Source organism: Nostoc sp. DSM 114167 (genome assembly GCF_052692655.1).
Genome location: NZ_CP195116.1, coordinates 7,844,822 through 7,864,227 on the forward strand (window position 1 = coordinate 7,844,822; position 19,406 = coordinate 7,864,227).

At 42.1% G+C, this 19,406-nt stretch carries 14 protein-coding genes; 5 read left to right on the plus strand and 9 right to left on the minus strand.

Annotated elements, in window-relative coordinates; all coding sequences use genetic code 11:
* Nucleotides 1-48 precede the first annotated feature (48 nt).
* The 6 genes from NSTC731_RS32960 to NSTC731_RS32985 all read right to left on the minus strand — a co-directional run bounded on the left by NSTC731_RS32960 (nucleotide 49) and on the right by NSTC731_RS32985 (nucleotide 7,160).
* Nucleotides 49-1,677: a sulfatase family protein gene (locus NSTC731_RS32960; RefSeq protein ID WP_445628624.1), complete on the minus strand. Its 1,629-nt coding sequence runs from the start codon at nucleotides 1,675-1,677 to the stop codon at nucleotides 49-51.
* Nucleotides 1,678-1,929: 252 nt separating this feature from the next.
* Complete coding sequence (locus NSTC731_RS32965; protein ID WP_445628625.1) at nucleotides 1,930-2,577, minus strand: HlyD family efflux transporter periplasmic adaptor subunit; 648 nt, start codon at nucleotides 2,575-2,577, stop codon at nucleotides 1,930-1,932.
* Nucleotides 2,578-2,579: 2 nt separating this feature from the next.
* A complete protein-coding gene (locus NSTC731_RS32970; protein ID WP_445628626.1) occupies nucleotides 2,580-3,434 on the minus strand; it encodes a hypothetical protein in 855 nt (284 codons plus the stop codon).
* A 210-nt stretch (nucleotides 3,435-3,644) separates the two neighbouring features.
* On the minus strand, nucleotides 3,645-5,843 hold the full coding sequence (locus NSTC731_RS32975) for a peptidase domain-containing ABC transporter (protein WP_445628627.1): 2,199 nt from the start codon (nucleotides 5,841-5,843) through the stop codon (nucleotides 3,645-3,647).
* A gap of 259 nt (nucleotides 5,844-6,102) precedes the next feature.
* A complete protein-coding gene (locus tag NSTC731_RS32980) occupies nucleotides 6,103-6,462 on the minus strand; it encodes a hypothetical protein (RefSeq protein WP_445628628.1) in 360 nt (119 codons plus the stop codon).
* Between the two features lie 338 nt (nucleotides 6,463-6,800).
* Nucleotides 6,801-7,160, minus strand: coding sequence for a hypothetical protein (locus tag NSTC731_RS32985; RefSeq protein WP_445628629.1), 360 nt, complete (start codon nucleotides 7,158-7,160; stop codon nucleotides 6,801-6,803).
* 576 nt (nucleotides 7,161-7,736) lie between these two features.
* On the opposite strand from NSTC731_RS32985, the gene NSTC731_RS32990 reads away from it, so the two are divergent.
* Together NSTC731_RS32990 and NSTC731_RS32995 are read left to right on the plus strand one after the other, a co-directional pair.
* On the plus strand, nucleotides 7,737-11,264 hold the full coding sequence (locus tag NSTC731_RS32990; protein WP_445628630.1) for a two-partner secretion domain-containing protein: 3,528 nt from the start codon (nucleotides 7,737-7,739) through the stop codon (nucleotides 11,262-11,264).
* Nucleotides 11,230-13,854 carry a CHAT domain-containing protein gene (locus NSTC731_RS32995; protein ID WP_445628631.1) on the plus strand — a complete coding sequence of 875 codons (2,625 nt, stop codon included), beginning with the start codon at nucleotides 11,230-11,232 and terminating at the stop codon, nucleotides 13,852-13,854. Before NSTC731_RS32990 ends, NSTC731_RS32995 begins: the two co-directional genes overlap by 35 nt.
* A gap of 39 nt (nucleotides 13,855-13,893) precedes the next feature.
* Here NSTC731_RS32995 and NSTC731_RS33000 read toward each other — a convergent pair whose 3' ends face one another.
* Nucleotides 13,894-14,733, minus strand: a complete 840-nt coding sequence (locus tag NSTC731_RS33000) for a DUF928 domain-containing protein (RefSeq protein ID WP_445628632.1) — start codon at nucleotides 14,731-14,733, stop codon at nucleotides 13,894-13,896.
* Between the two features lie 20 nt (nucleotides 14,734-14,753).
* Here NSTC731_RS33000 and NSTC731_RS33005 point away from each other — a divergent pair, with 20 nt between their 5' ends.
* Entirely contained in the window at nucleotides 14,754-14,942 is a 189-nt protein-coding gene (locus NSTC731_RS33005) for a hypothetical protein (RefSeq protein WP_445628633.1), read from the plus strand.
* A gap of 82 nt (nucleotides 14,943-15,024) precedes the next feature.
* Here NSTC731_RS33005 and modA read toward each other — a convergent pair whose 3' ends face one another.
* Both modA and NSTC731_RS33015 read right to left on the minus strand, forming a co-directional pair.
* Nucleotides 15,025-15,597, minus strand: a complete 573-nt coding sequence (modA, locus tag NSTC731_RS33010) for a molybdate ABC transporter substrate-binding protein (protein ID WP_445628634.1) — start codon at nucleotides 15,595-15,597, stop codon at nucleotides 15,025-15,027.
* A 9-nt stretch (nucleotides 15,598-15,606) separates the two neighbouring features.
* On the minus strand, nucleotides 15,607-15,840 hold the full coding sequence (locus NSTC731_RS33015) for a molybdate ABC transporter substrate-binding protein (RefSeq protein WP_445628635.1): 234 nt from the start codon (nucleotides 15,838-15,840) through the stop codon (nucleotides 15,607-15,609).
* Nucleotides 15,841-16,111: 271 nt separating this feature from the next.
* On the opposite strand from NSTC731_RS33015, the gene NSTC731_RS33020 reads away from it, so the two are divergent.
* Nucleotides 16,112-17,956, plus strand: coding sequence for an iron uptake porin (locus tag NSTC731_RS33020; protein ID WP_445628636.1), 1,845 nt, complete (start codon nucleotides 16,112-16,114; stop codon nucleotides 17,954-17,956).
* 656 nt (nucleotides 17,957-18,612) lie between these two features.
* On the plus strand, nucleotides 18,613-19,386 hold the full coding sequence (locus NSTC731_RS33025) for a HesA/MoeB/ThiF family protein (protein WP_445628637.1): 774 nt from the start codon (nucleotides 18,613-18,615) through the stop codon (nucleotides 19,384-19,386).
* Nucleotides 19,387-19,406: the final 20 nt, after the last annotated feature.

Here is a 19,406-nt window from a genome sequence, read left to right on the forward strand (position 1 = left end):
TCTGTCTGGTTTACCAGGATACGTGGTAAGTATCCTGGCAGAACCTTCTTAGAGAGTGAACGGCTCCTCCTCAATTACCCGACAGGAATCGGCTTGACAAGTATGCAGTTTACTCAGTCGGTTAGCAAGCTGTTTGAGTAGAGTTGGATCGGCTGTAGAAGCCAGGTTGTTCAACTGATATGGGTCTTTTTTGATGTTATACAGTTCCTTCGCTCCAGTTTTATACTCAACATAGGTATAATCTTGTGTCCGGATCGCTTGGTAAGTAGGGATCTTCGGTACTTGGCCTCCTTTTTGGAGCGATTGAAGCTCTGACTGATCCTCAAGCTCTAACTGATCCTCAAGCTCTGACCGATCCTGAAGAAGCGTTGTCTGATTCTCAAGTGCAGCACGTCGCTTCTGATTTTGTTTGTGTTCTATCAAAAATGCAGAGCGCCACTTAGGGAGATTTGACATCGTACTCTTTAACAAGGGTAAGAACGAGCGTCCATCAACAAAAGCGGGTGGTTTAACTCCAGCCATATCGGTAAAGGTTGGGAAAAAGTCGATATTACCCACTTGCTCTTGCAGTTTCTTGCCAGCTGGAATTCCCGGTCCACGCACTACCAGATTCAAGCGAATATCTTCCTCGTAGGCACTTTCTTTGCCTGTACTTGCTCGGTGAATACCCTGTTTGTAACCGTTATCGGAGGTGAAAATGATGTAAGTATTGTTAAGTTGCCCATTTGCCTTGAGCGTATCAACCAACTTGTCAATTGTATCGTCAACCGACTGTAGCGATCGCAAGCGCAAACGATAACTTTTATCAATTTCGTCAATTTGTGTTTGATTGAGTTGAGGCAAATCTTGAATGAATTGAGGCTTAGTCCTGACATTGGCTTCGTTAAAATTGTCTACGCGGGGCGCTTGAGCATCTGGGAAGAGGTTTTTATAGCGTGGTGCTGGCGTATATGGTCCGTGAATGTTGAAGGGAGCTAGATAAACGAAAAACGGTTTGCCGTTCTTGACAGAACGTTGGATGAAATCAATGGCAAAGCCAGTATAAACATCTGTACCGTAGTCTTTGGGGTTGTCACCGTATTTGACCAGCTGGCCATTCTTGTTCAGCGTGTAATTGAACTGAGAGTAAGGATTGCCATATTTCTTTTGGTCGTTTTTCTTCTTGCCTTTTTCCATCGGGCTATACCACTCTGTCCAACCAGGCGGGATGTATGTATCACTAGGGGCTGTGTCGGGGTAGCCGTTGAGGTACTTGCCAATCAACGCTGTCTGATAACCATTTGCCTGTAACGAGGTGGCGATCGTCTGTTTTTCTAAGCCCTGGCTATAGGCTTTCTGGAAACCTCCATCAGGTCGTGAATTGGTCAAGACCCCAGTATTGTGGGCATATTGACCGCGCAAAATATTCGTGCGCGATGGGCAGCATAGAGACACGTTTACAAAAAAGTTAGGAAATGTTACGCCCTGGTCGATCAAAAGCGACTTAATGTTTGGTGCATACTTCTTTGGATTTCTGTTAATTGTGTCAGCGTCCATGTCATCTACTAGGACGAAAACAATATTGGGTTTACTTGTCTCGGTGAAAGCTTTTTGTGGTGCTAATAAGAACACATTGAATACCAAAACACCGAGCATTATTAGAGCAAAGAACTTTATTCTCAAATTGAATGTTTTCATCAAATGACCTCTTGATTTACAATGTCATAGTTTCATTTTTTGGCTTTGGGTATGGTAAAAAACCAAATTTTTATCAAAACAGAATAGAGGCGTCAGTCGTCAGAATTCTCCAATTGAATTGGAGTCCGGCTGGTAGATGTAATACTTAAGTGTGAGATTTGGTGCAAAAAGATAAAATTTATCTCAATACTTCTTGCTTTGTGCATTTTTAACTCGGAATCGAGTTTGGGGTAAAGGGTAAGGAAGAATTGGTCAAAAATCGGTGATTAATCTTGCTTTGCGGAGCACAAATTGCAGTACAGTTTCTTCGCGGGTAATAATATCAACTCTGCCATCCATACCCAATTGAATTTGACATTTCTTTGTACTGCGACCTAAAGCAAGTTTCTCTGGTTCAATTGTGACTTCGTAAAAAGCACCTACAGCAGTTGCTTTTGGGCTAGAGTTCGGATCAGTATCAGCATCGTTTTTTTGCGACTTAACAGCATCCGGAGAAATCGCTTTGACAACGCCATTGAGAGTACCGTAATCAGGATAAGGACAAGCTGTTACTCGCATTTGCACCTTTTGATCGACTTTTATCTTACCTTTTTCCTCAGAACCGACAGCTGCTTTGATAACTAAAGGTGCATGACTAGGAACAATTTGCACAACTTCCTCCCCAGCCCGGAGAGTTTGACCGGGGTTTCTCAAATTGAGCTTGGAAATAATTCCGTCTGCTGTAGCAGTAATAGTAGTTTGCTTCAGGTCAATTTCAGCTTGCTTGAATTCGCTAGTATCGCGCTCTAATTGTTTTTCCGTTTCAATTTTCTGTTTGATAAGTGCTTGAAGTTCTCTTTCTAACGATGCTTTATTCACTTCCCCAGAAGCTTTTTCTTGAGCAATGCGTTCACTCGCCATTGCTACCTCTGCATTGCTGGGATTGAGAACTGCTTGAGCGCGATATCGCGTTTGGCAATAGCCCCATTCACAGCTTGTTTTAGCCGTTCATTTGTTTTTTCTTGGGCCTTATAAGTTGCTTTTTGCGCCTGTACAGCTTGTTGTTGCTGTTTGACAGCCAGCTGTACTTCTTCTAGTTGGTCGCGGGATAATGCCCCTTGTTTAGCAACATTTTCATATCGGCTCTGCTTTGATGTCGCGGCTCCTAAAGCCGCCTCAGTTGCGTGGAGATTAGCTAATGCTGATTGTAACTGTGCTTGCCCTGCATATAATTCTTCTTGAGCCATTTTGACATTGGCTGCTGCTTCTTGAAGTTCAGTGATACTGGTAATTTTTTTGTCTTGATAATCGCGATCGCGTCCCTGCAATTCAGCTTTAGCAGAGGCGATAGTCCGATTAGTGCGATCGCTTTCGGCTCGAATTTGACTATCGATTGCATTAATTTGGGGAACGGTTTGAATTAGTTGTAACCTAGCTTGTTGAATATTGGTTTGCAGCTGGTTTTTTTTAGTTTGCAATCGAGAGTCATCAATAGTAGCAATTATATCTCCTTTTCGCAGCGTTTGATTTTCTTTGACGTAAATATGCATTACCTGTCCTTCTGTCGCCGCCTGCACAATTGGCAATTCACCCGCAGGACGGACAACCCCTTGTCCAATGACTGTAACTTTATATTTAGCAATCGCAGCCACAGGAACAGCTAACGACAACACAAACACGATAAATAGTCCGCCAAATGTAGTCCAACGACTAATTGGTGGGAGAAATTCATTGTCTTGAACTAAGGGTAAAAAATTGGTTTGAGACTTACTAATCATAAGTTATAAATCTCTCTAAAATGTCTAATAAACATTAAGTCAAACGGCGTAAATCTTTTTAGTTGCGATGAGACAGGAGGCAGTGTTTCGACTACGCGGCAGTTGAGCGTAGTCGAAACTCAACAACCAGGCAGAAGGCAGGAGAGAAAAGGTTTTCGCCTCATTTATCTTTCTCAAGATAGTTGTGTTTGTTTGTCATACCTTACTTAACTAATTCCGAAAAAGTAAAGAAGATTTCAATCCATTACCATTATTAGAAGCATAAATCTCATCAAGAAAGCTTAAATGCTCTCCAGGAATATGACGTAATTCTTCTGGAGTTCCTTGAATTTTTAAGCGCCCATCTTCAAGCAATACAATCCAATCAGCCCGTTTGATAACTTGAGGGCGGTGGCTAATCATAATTGTAGTTTTCCCTTGACGGTGATTAAGTAATCTATCCAAAACTTGAGTTTCACTGATTGGGTCAAGAGCGCCTGTAGATTCATCTAGAATTAATACAGGTGGGTCAATCACAATTGCTCTAGCTATAGCTAATCTCTGCCTTTGTCCGCCAGAAATATTTGCACCAAATTCGCCTAAAACAGTTTGATATTTATCTGGTAATTTGCTAATAAATTCATCTGCACCAGCAATTTGACAAGCTTTAACTATCTCCTCAAAACTAATATTGGGATAACTGAAATGAAAATTTTCTACAATCGAACGACTCCAAAAATGAGGTTCTTGGGGAACTAATACGACTTGCTGCCGCAAACATTCTAAAGATAAGTCTTGCTGGTTGTATATGCCATAACGGATATTACCAGATTGGACTTGATATAAACCAGTAATTAATTTGCCAAAGGAGCTTTTACCACAGCCAGATTGACCGATTAAGGCTATTACTTTACCACCAGGGATAGTTAAAGAAAAATTTTCTAACAGGTCAGTTCTACCAGGATGGTGAAAGTTCACTTGAGAACAACTAATATCTGCATTGCCAGGAATTTCTGCCCAAGGTTTTTTAATGTCATTTTTATCTTCTGGGGTAGAATCTATCACTTCTGTCAAGCGTTGAACGACAATTTGTGCAGTGATAAATTCATCGATTAGCCCGACTGCTGACTCTAAAAATTCCAGAAAACTACCACTCATACCGCTGTACGCCAGCAGTTGACCGATGGATAATGTCTGATTAATCGCCAAGCTAGAACCTAACCAGAGTATGCCAATACTCGTCAATTTGGAAAGAATACTAGTGACTGTGCCACTGTAAAGCTCCAACTTCATCGTAGTCCAGTCTAAGTTAGCAAGGCGACCAAAATTTGTCTGATATTCTTGCCAAGCTTGCTCTGTAGCTTGGGTGGTTTTCAGAACTTGAACACCACGAAAAGTTTCGACTAAAAAGCCTTGATTTTCCGTACCTTTAACGATGAGGCTGCGGGTTTTTTGGCGCAAGGCGGGAAGAAAAAGCAGGTTGACAAAAGTGACAATGATAAAAGCGGCGACGGAAGCGAGAGTCAGTTGCCAACTATAAAAGAGCATGAAACCCAAGGAAACCAGAGCCACAAAAAATTCACTGGGTAAACCCAGAACAATTTGAGAAACTAGATTATTGATGGTATGAACATCAGCAATCCGGCTAACGACTTCCCCACTGCGACGTGCTTCAAAATATGATAGGGGTAAGCGCAACAGTTTTCGGCCGTATTCTAGAATTAGCCCGTATTGCAATCGTTGACCAAAATGACCAATCAGGTGAGATTGTACCAAACCAATGGCACTTTGGATTAGGTTCATGGCAATCACACCAATTGCCACTGTTGTTAGCAGTTGGGTATCTCCCCGCACTAGTACGTCATCGGTGAGAAGTTGCATCATTAACGGGGAAGCGAGGGACAACAGCCCGATCGCAAAGTTGATCGCGATCGCCTGAACCAAAAGATTGCGATAGGGCATAACGCGGGCAATAAACCGCCCAAAACCGCCAATTTTATCTTCCCCTTGCTCATAAAAGCGGCTATCGTCTGGCATCAGCAGCAGCATCACACCATCACTCCAACCCGCGATTAACTCCTGGGAGGTGAGGTACAAGATACCAACGGCAGGGTCAGAGAGGACATATTTTTTCCCCTTTTTCCCGTACAATACTACCCAGTGGTAGCCTTTCCAGTGAATAATGGCAGGCAAAGGAACTTCATCTAATTTCTCAAACAGTTCTGGGGTAGCTTGAACTTGACGGGCATGAAATCCCAGAGTTTCGGCTCCCCGTCTCAAACCTAGTAGTGTGGTTCCCCGCGAACCTGTACCCACTGCTTCTCGCACGCGATTGAGGGCAAAGGTGCGTCCGTAGTATTTGGCGATCGTGGCTAGGCTTGCTGCACCACAATCTTCTTCACTGTGTTGCAATATACTGTGGTATTTCATAGTTTAAAAAATCAATACCAGCCGCAGTTAACAAGAGGTGAACGAGTCCGTTTCCTACCTAATAACTGATAACTATTAACACCGTTGACGTTTATTTGTGCTATCTTGATATAAATGAGAAAGTAGGAGCAAAAACGACTTCGCCCCTACAAACTGCAACAGAAGAATGTTACTCAGCTAAAAGCTGATGTGAGAGCATTCTTTTCTCTTTGAGGTTTTGAAGGATTCGAGTACACGGTATGAAATAGACCAGAACTGATTATGCAGGTCTGGCAGACTCGATGTCGTTGTTAAAAGACCCAGTGAAGTTACCTTTTGTACCTGCTTTCAGCCGCCTTGATTTACCTGAGAATTTCACACCAGTGTAGACAATCCAATCTCTTTTACCGGTCACCTCGTACCAAGATGCTTTATTGTTAAAGTTGTATAAATTGACTCGTGGGTTTCCGATATTATTTAGCCGCCTTCCTTTACCATCCTTCAAGTCGGAAAGGTCTAAGCTACCACCACTAATAGTAGCAGCGGCTTCATGGTCAAGGTCTTGCACAGCTTCGATGCTGTAGAGGTCTTTGATTTGCTTGTTGTTCATATCCACTCCGTGGTTTTTGATGTTAGACATTGTTTTTCCCCTAAGTTTTAGATTGGGGTTTGAACTGAAGGTCAGCTTGTTTTCTTCCTTCTGATTGTTAATTGGTAGCAGTGATATAAGTTTATTCACGGCTGGGAATCAGAGGTTTTTTAGCTTTGCCTTCTGATAAATGCGGCTGTTACTGATAACACCGTTGACGTTTATTTGTGCTATTTTGATATGAATGAAAAAGTAGGAGCGAAAACGACTTCGCCCCTACAAACTGCAACAGAAGAATGTTACTCAGCTAAAAGCTGATGTCAGAGCATTCTTTTCTTTTTGAGGTTTTGAAGGATTCGAGTACACGGTATGAAATAGACCAGAGCTGATTATGCAGGTTTGGCAGACTCGATGCTGTTGTTAAAAGTACCGATGAAGTTACCTTTTGTACCTGCTTTCAGAGTCCTTGATGCACCTGTGAATCTCTTACCAGTGTAGACAATCCAATCTCTTTTACCCGTCACCTCGTACCAAGTTGCTTTATTGTTAAATTTGCCTAAATCGGGTCGTGCCTTTCCGATATTATCTAGCCGCTTTCCTTTACCACCCTTCAGGTCGGACAAGTCTAAAGCACCACCACTAATAGTAGCAGCGGCTTCATGGTCAAGGTCTTGCACAGCTTCGATGCTGTAGAGGTCTTTGATTTGCTTGTTGTTCATATCTACTCCGTGGTTTTTGATGTTAGACATTGTTTTTCCCCTAAGTTTTAGATTGGGGTTTGAACTGAAGGTCAGCTTGTTTTCTTCCTTCTGATTGTTAATTGGTAGCAGTGATATAAGTTTATTCACGGCTGGGAATCAGAAGTTTTTTAGCTTTGCCTTCTGATTATTAATTGGTAGCAGTGAGATAAGTTTATTCACGGCTGGGAATCAGAAGTTTTTTAGCTTTGCCTTCTGATTATTAATTGGTAGCAGTGAGGTAAGTTTATTCACGGCTGGAAATCAGAGGTTTTTTAGCTTTGCCTTCTAATTCTTAATTGGTAGCAGTGGTAGAATTTTATTCATCAAGCCAAACGCACGTAATTTGTGAAACCCTTGTTGCATAAAGATATTGATGAAAAAATCGCCTCAATTCTCAAACGCTCAAACCCCTGCTATGAAAGGATTATTCTATTTAGATGCGAGGCGCGTTTGCTCTGGTTTATTCACTTGATTCAGCAGTGTCAATTTGCTAATATCCTCTGTTGTGCATCAGTTTATTATCCTGACACTTCTACTCAAGATTGCGGCTGACAACCTAAATTTCCTTTTCTATAGGAGAGTGCAATGTCTTTTAAAACTGCGCCAAACTGGTTACAAGGTCTAGGAGTTGCCATTGTCAGTGCAGTTACCTTATATGCAAATATCTCAGTTGCCCAAATCACTCCAGACAGCACTCTGCCAAATAATTCCAATGTGAAATTAGAGGGCAATACCAGGATGATTGAAGGTGGAACCACACGAGGTGCTAATCTGTTCCACAGCTTTGAGGAGTTCTCTGTTCCCAATGACAGTACTGCTTGGTTCAATAATTCACCCGATATTCAGAACATCCTGACACGAGTAACAGGTAAGTCAATTTCTAATATAGATGGCTTAATTCGTGCTAACGGTAAAGCAAACTTATTCCTGCTCAATCCGAATGGGATTATTTTTGGTAAAAATGCTAGTTTGAATATCGGCGGTTCCTTTATCGCCACAACAGCCAACGCCATTGGGTTTAGCAATTTGGGATTTTTCAGCGCCTCAAATCCAGAAGCACCTTCACCCTTGTTAACAGTAAATCCAAATGCCTTATTATTTAATCAAATTGCGGCTGCACCGATTCAAAATAGTTCAACTGCGCCAGCAGGATCTACTCCTGGTAACGAGAATGCATTTGGTCTACGTGTCCCAGATGGTCGAAGTTTGCTGCTAGTAGGCGGTAATGTGAACATGGATGGTGGAAGATTGAATGCTTTTGGTGGACTCGTCGAGTTGGGTGGGTTAGCTAGTGCCGGTACAGTTGGGTTGAATGGAGATGATAATAGTCGTTTGAGTTTTCCCAATAGTGTAGAAAGAAGCGATGTTTTCCTTAGCGATGGCGCGCAAGTAAATGTATTTGCTGGCAATGGTGGTAGTATCGCGATTAATGCCCGGAATTTAGAGATGACGGGAGAGAGTCAACTGTTTGCAGGCATAGACAGTAGATTAGGTTCTAATAATAGTCAGGCAGGAAATATTTCGGTTAATGCCACGGTTGCAATAAACCTTAACAATGGGAGTGTAATTGGTAATGAGGTGCGATCGCAAGCAAATGGACAGGGAGGCGATGTCAATATCAGTGCTAGCACGTTACAAGTTGATGCTGGAGCACAGATAAGTACTATTACATCTGGTGCGGGTAAAGGAGGAAATTTGAGCGTTGATGCTCAAGATGTGCAACTGATTGGTAGAAGCGCTGACGATCAATCTGCCAGTAGCTTGTTTGCTGGCGCACAGCCAAACTCAATAGGGGATGCAGGTAATTTAAAGATTAAAACTAATACCTTGATAGTGCGAGATGGGGCACAGGTAAGTACTATTACATCTGGTGCGGGTAAGGCAGGAAATTTGAGCATTGATGCCCAAGATGTGCAACTGATTGGTACAAGCGCTGATGGTAAAGCCGGTGGCTTGTTTGCTGGCGCACAGCCAAACTCAACAGGGGACGCAGGTAATTTAACGATTAAAACTAATACCTTGCTAGTGCGAGATGGGGTAGAGGTAAGTACTATTACATCTGGTGCGGGTAAGGGAGGAAATTTGAGCATTGATGCCCAAGATGTGCAACTGATTGGTACAAGTGCCGATGGTGAGTATCCCAGTGGCTTGTTTGCTGGCGCACAGCCAAACTCAACAGGGGACGCAGGTAATTTAACGATTAAAACTAATACCTTGCTAGTGCGAGATGGGGCACAGGTAAGCACTATTACACTTGGTGCGGGTAAGGGAGGAAATTTGAGCGTTAATGCTCAAGACGTGCAACTGATTGGTACAACCGCCGATAATAAGTATCCCAGTGGCTTGAGTGCTGGCGCACAGCCAAACTTAACAGGGGACGCGGGTGATGTGACGATTAAAACTAATACCTTGCTAGTGCGAGATGGAGCACAGGTAAATACTGCTACATTTGGTGCGGGTAAGGGAGGAAATTTGAGGGTTGATGCCCAAGATGTACAACTAATTGGTAGAAGTTCTAATAATCTGCTTCCCAGTTCCTTGGGTACTTCTGCACAGCGAAACTCATTAGAGGACGCAGGTAATTTAACGATTAAAACTAATACCTTGCTAGTGCGAGATGGGGCACAGGTAATTACTAGTACATCTAGTGCGGGTAAGGGAGGAAATTTGAAGGTTGATGCTCAAGATGTGCAACTGATTGGTACAAGCGCTAACGATCGGTTTCGTAGTGGCTTGTTTGCACAAGCAAACTCAACAGGAAATGCGGGTGATTTGACAGTCACAACCCATACCTTACTAGTGCGAGATGGGGCATGGATAAATACTGCTACTTTCGGTGCAGGCAAGGGGGGAAATTTGAGCGTTAATGCCCAAGATGTGCAACTGATTGGTACAAGCGCTGACAATCGGTTTCGTAGTGGCTTGTTTGCACGAGCAAACTCAACAGGAGATGCGGGTGATTTGACGGTCAAAACTAATACCTTACTAGTGCGAGATGAGGCACAAGTAAATACTGGTACTTCCGGTGCGGGTAACGGGGGAAATTTGAGAGTTGATGCCCAAGATGTACAACTGATTGGTAGAAGTGCTGATAAGCGGAATGGTGGCTTGTTTACACGAGCCAGCCAAAACTCAATAGGAGATGCGGGTAATTTGACAGTCACAACCCATACCTTACTAGTACAAGATGCAAGAGTAAGCGTGCGGAGTTCCATAACAGGAACCGCAGGTAAGATGACATTATATGCACGCTCTATCCGTTTAAACCACGGCTTACTCATCGCCGATACAGGTAGCCCCAAAGTTGACCGAAATAGGGAAGAGGCGACAATTAACATTAACTCAAAAGATTTAATCATGACTGGCAATAGCAACATCAGAACCAACGCCAGACGAATAAAGGTTATCGGCGGCAACATCAATATTGATGCCGATGTCTTGGTTGGCTTTGAAAATAGCGACATCAGCGCTAATTCTGCTAAATTTCGTGGGGGGAATGTCACAATCAATACTAAAGGTATCTTTGGTATCGCACCTCTCAGTCGACAAGAACTTGAGAGATTACGTCCTAAAGATTTAGACCCGCGTCAGCTACAAACAAGCGATATCACCGCTACAGGGCAAACTCGCAGCTTGAGCGGTAATGTAGAAATCATTACACCTGATATTAACCCTACTCGCGGCTTAGTTGAACTCCCAATTAATCTAGTTGATGCTTCTAGGCAAATTTCCACCGCCTGCACGCCAGGAACTCGGCAATTCCAAAACACATTTGTGGCAACAGGACGCGGCGGACTACCCATGAGTCCTACTGAACCATTACAAGATTCAAGTACTGTGTCTGGGTGGGTGAAATTAAGACCAAAATCAGAAAACTTGGCAAACACAAAGCCTGTGCCAAAATCAACAGCAGTTTCAACTACTTCTATTGCTGCGACAATTCCAATTGTGGAAGCTTCTGGCTGGGTAATCGATCGCAAGGGAAACATAGAATTAGTAGCACAAGTTCCTCAACTCAACCCCCACAGCCCTTGGCAAACACCTGCTTCCTGTCCGGTATCTCAGGGAGGTGTGAAATATGGCAAAATTTCAGCTGCCAAAGCGAGTAATTAGATTTGCGGTAACTCCCGTAGTCCTATTTACCCTTGCTGTTTTCCTGACTATTATCCCTAGCACATTCGCTAAACAAATCCAGACAAACTCACCAAACGGGTTTCACATCCAAACCAATAAACCTCCAGCTACAATACCACAGCAACTTCTTGAGCAAGGAGAAGCGCTTTATCAAGCTGGACGCTTGACCGAAGCGGTAAATGTTTTACAACAAGCTGTCCGTACCTATCAACGAGAAAGCAATAACCTCGCACAAGCCGCAGCGCTGACTAACCTCTGTCTTGTATACCAGCAACTCGGCTCCTGGAAAGAAGCTTATGCAACTATTGGCAATAGCTTAAATTTGCTTGGCTGGGATGAAATAAATCAAAAGTTAAATGCCAATAATCCCAAATCTGAATTGTTAGAAATTCTGGCACAAACTCTAAATATTCAGGGCGAATTGCAACTAGCACAGGGACAAACTGATGCATCTGTAAAAACATCACAACAAGCAGAGCAAATCTGGAAGAAATTAGGTGATACTGCTGGAGTAACGCGCAGCCGGATTAACCAAGCGCAAGCTCTACGAGTTGCTGGGTTTTACCGCCGTAGCTTGAATATATTAGAGGAAGTATCCAAACAGTTACAAGCTCAACCTGATTCTCTTGTAAAAGTAACAGCTTTGCGATCGCTTGGCAATGTCTTACAACAATTAGGCGAACTAGAGTTATCCCAGAAAAACTTACAACAAAGTTTAGAAATCGCTCAACGTCTGCAACTGCCTCTAGAAATTAGTTTGACGGAATTTAGCCTTGGTAATACTGCTAGGTCGTTAAGTAACATTAAAGATGCGATCGCTCATTATGAAAATGCTGCCAAAATTGCACCAAACTCTCTAGCCAAAGTTCAAGCCCTGATTAATCAGCTGAGTTTGCTGGTTGAAAACGAACGCATCACTGAAGCAAAGTCATTAATACCCACAATTCAATCTCAACTCCCGAATCTGCCTACCAATCAAGCTGGTATTTATGCACGGATCAATTTTGCTCAGACTTTAACCACAATTGGTAATAAAAAAGACATTGCAGAGATTCTGGCAACTAGCGTTCAGCAAGCCAAAATCATCGGCGATGAACGTGCCGAATCCTATGCACTGGGCAGCTTGGGAGAAGTTTACGAACAGAACCAACAATTGCAAGAAGCACAGGATTTGACCCAGCAAGCGTTATTTCTGGCTGAAAAAATCGATGCCTCAGATATAGCTTATCGCCTTGAGTGGCAGTTAGGACGTTTGCTCAAAGCACAGGGAAATATCGAAACCGCCATATCTGCTTATGATGCTGCTGTCACAACTCTTCAGTCTCTTCGCAGCGATTTAGTTGCGGTTAATCGAGAGGTACAGTTCAATTTTCGCGATCGCATAGAACCTCTTTATCGGCAGTCTGTAGAGTTGATTTTACAAGAGAAAGGACAAGGAAAACCAGATTTAGATAAAGCACGTCAGCGAATAGAAGCTTTGCAACTTGCAGAACTCGACAATTTTTTTCGAGAAGCTTGCTTAAGTAACCAATTTGTGGTTTTAGACAAAGTAGTAGACCGCGACAACCCGAATACTGCTATTTTCTACCCGATTATCCTAGATAATTCTTTAGAGATTATTATCAAACTTCCCAAGCAACCGTTGATTCATAAAACTTCTCAAGTTAACCGTAAGCAAGTAGAGCAAGTTATTACAAAAATACGAAAGACAATAGTCGAACCTGATGCTAATCTGCAATTTCAAGCAGTTTCTCAACAACTTTATAACTGGTTAATTAAACCAGTTGAAACAGAGCTTAAAAATAGTAAAGTTAATACTCTAGTCTTTATTCCAGATGGGTTATTGCGAAATATACCGATGTCTGCATTGTATGATGGCAGAGAGTATTTAGCCCAAAAATACTCTGTAGTTATTAGCCCCGGACTGCAACTATTTGCTCCCAAACCTCTAGGACAGAAAACATTAAATGCTCTTGCTGGAGGACTATCGCAACCACCCAAAAATGAAAAGTTTGCACCGCTTCCCTACGTTAAAGTTGAACTGAAATTAATTCAGGAATCAGGGGTATCGACAACTACATTATTGGATAAAAATTTTACCAGTGCAAATTTAGGGAAAACCATCAACGCTCAACCTTTTAAAGTTGTTCACTTGGCAACTCACGGACAATTTAGCTCTAAAGCCAAAGACACTTTTATCCTAGCAGCTGATGGACGTATCAATGTGAGTGAATTAGATAGTTTGCTCAAAAGTAGAGAGCAAAAACTAACAAAACCAGTTGAATTACTTGTTTTGAGCGCTTGCGAAACAGCAGCAGGAGATAACCGAGCTGCATTGGGATTAGCAGGAGTTGCTCTTCGTGCTGGTGCGCGGAGTACTTTAGCTTCTTTATGGCAAATTGGCGATAACTCTACAGCTTTATTTATTGAGGAATTTTACCGCCAGTTAGTGAGTGGTAAAACTACGGCAAAAGCTTTACGCTTTGCTCAATTAAAATTACTTGAAACTCCTGAATATCACCGTCCGATGTACTGGGCACCCTACGTTATAGTTGGTAATTGGTTGTAAAAATCTGGGTTTATAGATACTTTACTGGATCTGAAATGATTAGCGGGTTGGTAACTTTATTAAGGGCATCATAGCGATATTATCTAAATTGATTGATTGCAATAAACTTTGCCAATCTTTTTCAGTAGATGCATCATTAAAATTAGAAATTCGTAGTTGTGCTAGCATATTTAAAGCGTCAAACCAAATTCCTTTTTCAGCATAAATTATAATTTTTTGTCGAGGCTCATTTGCGGCTTTTAATTGTTGCACAACACGCTCATCTAAATTGATTCTTTTAATGTCCCCTTCTACATATACAGGAATGCTTGCTGTCTCTTGGTTACAACGTACTTTGAAATACCAGCGATATGTCTTATCTACTTCTAATGAAGCAGTACTAGAAAGAGAAATCCCAATGATACTTGGCTTTGAAGGTAGGGCGATCGCATTTCTGTAAATATCATTTTCGGCGCTATCCTGTAAGCTAAATTCAGCACTTGAATTAGACAAATTCTTAGTGTAGGGAATGTAAAACCAAAACGTAGGCCGTTCTAAAGTGGTTAGTCCTTCTACAGTCCCGATAATTGATTTGTTTGTCTGTTTGCCAACCTTTTGTTCCTCTTGAAATGGTACTAAGGCAGTGAGCGGGGTTGAAACCGCAGGACAATTATCTCGACTACCCATTCCTGTTCTACGCCCAGATACAGGACTTAATGGAGCAGGTGCTTTTGGCAAAATAAAAACTGGTCGAGAAGTAGGTTGTTGAGGTGAAGCAGGTGTTTTAACTGGTTGTGCAGGCTGTTTATTAGTAGGTGGTTGTTTAGTTTGATCTATTACTTGTGCGGAATATTGAGTAGTGCTGCTCAAAATCAGAGCAGTTGTTAAGATCCATTTCATTAACTTAACAGGTACGATTTTTGCTTGTTGCTATCGTCATCATAAAGGTTAACGTAGCATTTGGTGAAATCGATCGTTACCATTTTTTTGTACGCGATCGCATTTTACTTGAATTGAAGCTAGGACGGCAAGCTTCAGCTTACAAAGCAGCACAGAAAGCACTTAATCGATTTATTCAAGAAATAAAACTTATGGTTAACAGTTTCTGATTGGTGCTAAAACTGTGCTTATTAAGGCTGGTTTGAGTAGTGCGTTAAATCCTCAACCAGCCTTGTCAAAATTTCTCTGATGTTAACTACCAGCTACCGTAAATCCCTGTTTTTCAAACACAGTTTTGGCTTCATTGCTTGATAAAAATTGCACAAAATCCTTAGCAGCATCGACATTTTTACTGCTTTTGAGAATCGCGATCGGATAGACGACGGGAGAATGGGTTTTTTCAGATGCAGTTGCTACAATTTTGACTTTTGGCGTACTTTTAGCATCTGAAAGGTAGACGACTCCAGCATCAGCATTACCTGATTCTACGTAATTGAGTGCTTGACGAACGTCTTTAGCATAGACGGCTTTGCTTTTAACGGTGTCAAGAATTTTTAATGAAGTTAAGATTTGTTGAGCGTATTGTCCAGCAGGGACACTTTTGGGTTCGCCTAGAGCAATTTTCTTAATCCGTGGTGAAGTTAAGTCTTTGAAATCAGCCACAACTGTAGAATTTTGGGGTACTATCAACACCACCTGATTTTTCAGCAAGTTTTTGCGAGTTCCATCAACTAATAAACCTTTTTGCTGTAAAGCATCTATCTGTTTAGTTGCAGCTGAGATAAAAACGTCAACTCCAGCACCCTGTTCAATCTGTTGTTGCAAAGCGCCTGATTAACCAAAGTTGTAGCTCAGAGTAACATTTGGTTTTTCCTTACTGTAGAGAGGTTTGATTTCGTTCATTGCATCTCTGAGGCTAGCAGCTGCTGATATCGTCAAATTTGCTGTTTGGGCTGCTGGGCTAGTAGTTGAGGATAACTTAGGTGTAATTGTTTGACTACAGCCAACGATTAGTAAAAACGAGATAAATACCCAACTGACAAAAGTTAGGATTCGTTTGTTATTCATTTGCAGTCTCTCAAGCATTTTTTCTTAATCAATTCATAATTTACCAATCTAACGACCTAGTAACCAAAAAAACTGGTAAAAAATCACAGATTACCACTTAGAATTGACTGTTATCAATAACTGTGCCGATACTGACTAAAATTTTGTCAGCTTTTTACCAACTTATATGGTAAAAATCTGAAAATCTGGTAATAATAATGCATCGGGTGTTTTTTAGTACCAACTATTTCAGAAATCAAGTTGGTCTAATAGTATTTGAGGTGTGAGGTTAATGTCTGGTTTTTTACATAATTCATTGTTGATTGCTCCAATCTTATTAGTAGTTAGTCTGGTTAATGCTCAAGGTGCATCAGCTATTCCAGCAGATATGCAGACTACTCAGTCTCCGGCAAAAGAAGGTGTGGTTGCTCAAACAGATAATCAAGCTGTTTTGACTGCACCTATCGGCGTTACTTTATCTGACCAGAGCCAGCAGTTCAACGATCGCAGCAGCAAAAATCCAAACTCAGTCATGAGTCAGGTTACTTCAGTCTCTCAACTATCTGATGTACAACCTACAGATTGGGCATTCCAGGCTTTACAATCTTTAGTTGAGCGCTACGGTTGTATAGCTGGATATCCTAATGGCAGCTTCCAAGGAAATCGGGCAATGACTCGTTATGAGTTTGCCGCAGGTCTTAACGCTTGTCTGAATCGGGTTAATGAATTGATTGCTACTAGCACAGCAGATTTAGTCACAAAAGAAGACTTAGAAACCTTGCGAAAATTGCAAGAAGAATTCGCTGACGGGCTAGTTGAAATACGGGGACGGATAGATGGGTTGGAAGCTCGTAATGCAAACCTGGAAAATCAACAATTTTCAACTACTACCAAGTTAAATGCAGAAATAATTTTCTCTGTTGGGAGTGTGTTTGGTGGGGATAGAGCGCTAGACTCCGATCGCTGGAGAAGAATCGAAGCAGCTCCAGAGGGTACAGCTAGAGAGGCTGCAAGAGCTAACGAGTATACAGCATCGGGTGGACGAAGGCTTCAGGACAACGCGATTTTCAGCGATCGCATCCGCTTGAATTTAATTAGTAGTTTCACTGGTAAAGACCAGTTGTTTACCCGTTTAGAAGCGAACAACACCACAGCCTTTAGTGGGGCAGTCACTGGTACAAACATGACCCGTGTATCGTGGGACGGGAACAACGACAACACCATTGTACTGGGCAAATTATATTATCGCTTCCCGGTAGGTGACAAAATCAATGTCATTGTTGATGCTATTGGTGGGGAGTTCTACGACAACTTCAACACTGTTAACCCTTTGTTGTCCTCAACTCCGATTGGATCTCTTTCGCGGTTTGGTCGATTCTCCCCTATTTACCGTGCCAGTAATACGGGTTCTGCTAGTAATACAGGTTCAGGTGTCAGCGCCATCTTTAAATTGAGCGACGCGATTACTTTATCTGGGGGTTATCTTGCTAGAAGAGCTAACGATCCTAGTGCTGGTGCAGGGCTATTTGATGGTAGTTATGGTGCTTTAGCTCAATTAGCATTCCAGCCCAACCAAAACTTAACTCTTGCTTTGAGCTATGCACACTCTTACTTTACTGGTAGTAATAATGATGTTTCCGTTTCGGGAGCTTATGGTAGCGCTTTCGCTAATACCCCATTTGGTGCTGGTATTGCCACTTCAGCCAATCATTATGGGATAGAAACTAGCTATCGTTTCAACCCCAAATTGGTACTTTCTGGTTGGGTTGGGTATAGTCAAGCGATCGCAGAGGTTAGTTCTGGTGCAAATGTTAATAAAGGCGATAAGGCAGACATCTGGAACTGGGCGGTCACTTTAGCTTTCCCTGATTTAGGCAAAAAGGGTAACTTGGGAGGTTTAATCTTTGGTCAACCACCCAAGGTGACGAGTAATGACTTTGGCCCTGCTGTTCTTACTGCTACTAGTAATCTTCGTGAAGATAGCGATACATCTTTCCATTTAGAAGGACTATATCGCTACCAAGTGAATAACAATATCTCAATTACACCAGGCTTGATTGTGATATTTAACCCAGAGCAGAACAGCAATAATGACACTATCTATACAGGAGTTGTTCGTAGTACATTCCGATTCTAGATAATTTTGCATTAAAAAAACGGCAGTCGTTACAACAGGGAGACAGTCTGCTAGGTGGCTTTGGCGACTTGTCAATAGAATGCCTTCCTGAATTGTGGAGACTGCCGTTGCAGAAGGAAATATGAATTTTTCCCCAAATATTGTTCTGAAATGTAGCAAGATCCTGTACCACTTGCCTACGGGACGCTACGCGTTAGCGGAGCTTTCGCTTTAGCGATACGTGAAAGCAAGCTATGCGTAGCGTCTGTGACAGGAGAAGGATACCCGATGGAACGATCTAATTGGAGTACGAAGACCTCAAAAAAGATGAACTTGCACCGAAAACTTATCTTGCATCTGTCAAATAAGCACACTATGAAGAAGGATAAATCCCAACCTTAAGGCAGCAGTTATAGATGCCGTACTGATTCCTGCATCAGCCAATGCTTTATATCCCATCAAAAAGTAATAATACTTCAAAGGCCCCACGCTTTGCTGTGGGGCTTATTTCATTGGGCATTCAACTTAAGATAAAGAGTATTGCACACAGCTCCCTTAATGATGCCTAGAAAAAATACCAACTTAACAGGTATAAAATTAGAAAAATGTATAGACAATTACAATACTTGCTACCAACTAGGTGGTAGATTTTACGACTGATAAAGAGGTAAAAAGCGATGAACTTAACACCCAGTGAGTTAGAACGCTATCACCGCCAAATGATGCTTCCTAATTTTGGAGAAGCAGGACAAAAGCGTTTGAAGTCTGCAACGGTTTTGGTTACAGGTGTAGGGGGATTAGGCGGTACATCAGCGCTTTATTTGGCAGTAGCAGGTGTTGGGCGACTAATTCTAGTTCGGGGTGGTGACTTACGGCTAGACGATCTGAATCGTCAGGTTCTGATGACAAATGATTGGGTAGGTAAGCCAAGAGTATTCAAAGCCAGAGAAACTCTGCAAGCTATTAATCCTGATATTCAAGTAGAAGCAGTTCATGATTACGTTACAAAGGAGAATGTAGACTCTTTAGTGCAATCCGCTGATATAGCTGTTGATTGCGCCCACAATTTCACAGAGCGAAACTTGCTCAACCAAGCTTGCGTGCGCTGGCAAAAACCAATGGTGGAAGCTGCAATGGATGGAATGGAAGCTTACCTGACGACGATTATTCCTGGTGTCACTCCTTGTCTATCATGCTTGTTTCCAGAAAAGCCGGATTGGGATCGGCGTGGGTTCTCGGTTATCGGTGCTGTTTCTGGGACACTAGCTTGTCTTAGTGCATTAGAGGTAATAAAGCTGATTACTAAGTTTAGTGAACCTCTATTGTCACAACTGCTGACAATCGATTTGATGCGAATGGAATTTGCCAAACGACATTCTTACCACGATCCTTCATGTCTAGTGTGTGGTAGCCGTTCTTGCTCGGAAAATTCGCAAGCAGCATCTTTATAAACAACCGAATCTACTCGTCG

Bases quoted from the DNA above. Each gene is read 5' to 3' on its own strand.
- NSTC731_RS32960 (WP_445628624.1), bottom strand. From the start codon at position 1,677: ATGAAAACATTCAATTTGAGAATAAAGTTCTTTGCTCTAATAATGCTC.
- NSTC731_RS32965 (WP_445628625.1), bottom strand. From the start codon at position 2,577: ATGGCGAGTGAACGCATTGCTCAAGAAAAAGCTTCTGGGGAAGTGAAT.
- NSTC731_RS32970 (WP_445628626.1), bottom strand. From the start codon at position 3,434: ATGATTAGTAAGTCTCAAACCAATTTTTTACCCTTAGTTCAAGACAAT.
- NSTC731_RS32975 (WP_445628627.1), bottom strand. From the start codon at position 5,843: ATGAAATACCACAGTATATTGCAACACAGTGAAGAAGATTGTGGTGCA.
- NSTC731_RS32980 (WP_445628628.1), bottom strand. From the start codon at position 6,462: ATGTCTAACATCAAAAACCACGGAGTGGATATGAACAACAAGCAAATC.
- NSTC731_RS32985 (WP_445628629.1), bottom strand. From the start codon at position 7,160: ATGTCTAACATCAAAAACCACGGAGTAGATATGAACAACAAGCAAATC.
- NSTC731_RS32990 (WP_445628630.1), top strand. From the start codon at position 7,737: ATGTCTTTTAAAACTGCGCCAAACTGGTTACAAGGTCTAGGAGTTGCC.
- NSTC731_RS32995 (WP_445628631.1), top strand. From the start codon at position 11,230: ATGGCAAAATTTCAGCTGCCAAAGCGAGTAATTAGATTTGCGGTAACT.
- NSTC731_RS33000 (WP_445628632.1), bottom strand. From the start codon at position 14,733: ATGAAATGGATCTTAACAACTGCTCTGATTTTGAGCAGCACTACTCAA.
- NSTC731_RS33015 (WP_445628635.1), bottom strand. From the start codon at position 15,840: ATGAATAACAAACGAATCCTAACTTTTGTCAGTTGGGTATTTATCTCG.
- NSTC731_RS33020 (WP_445628636.1), top strand. From the start codon at position 16,112: ATGTCTGGTTTTTTACATAATTCATTGTTGATTGCTCCAATCTTATTA.
- NSTC731_RS33025 (WP_445628637.1), top strand. From the start codon at position 18,613: ATGAACTTAACACCCAGTGAGTTAGAACGCTATCACCGCCAAATGATG.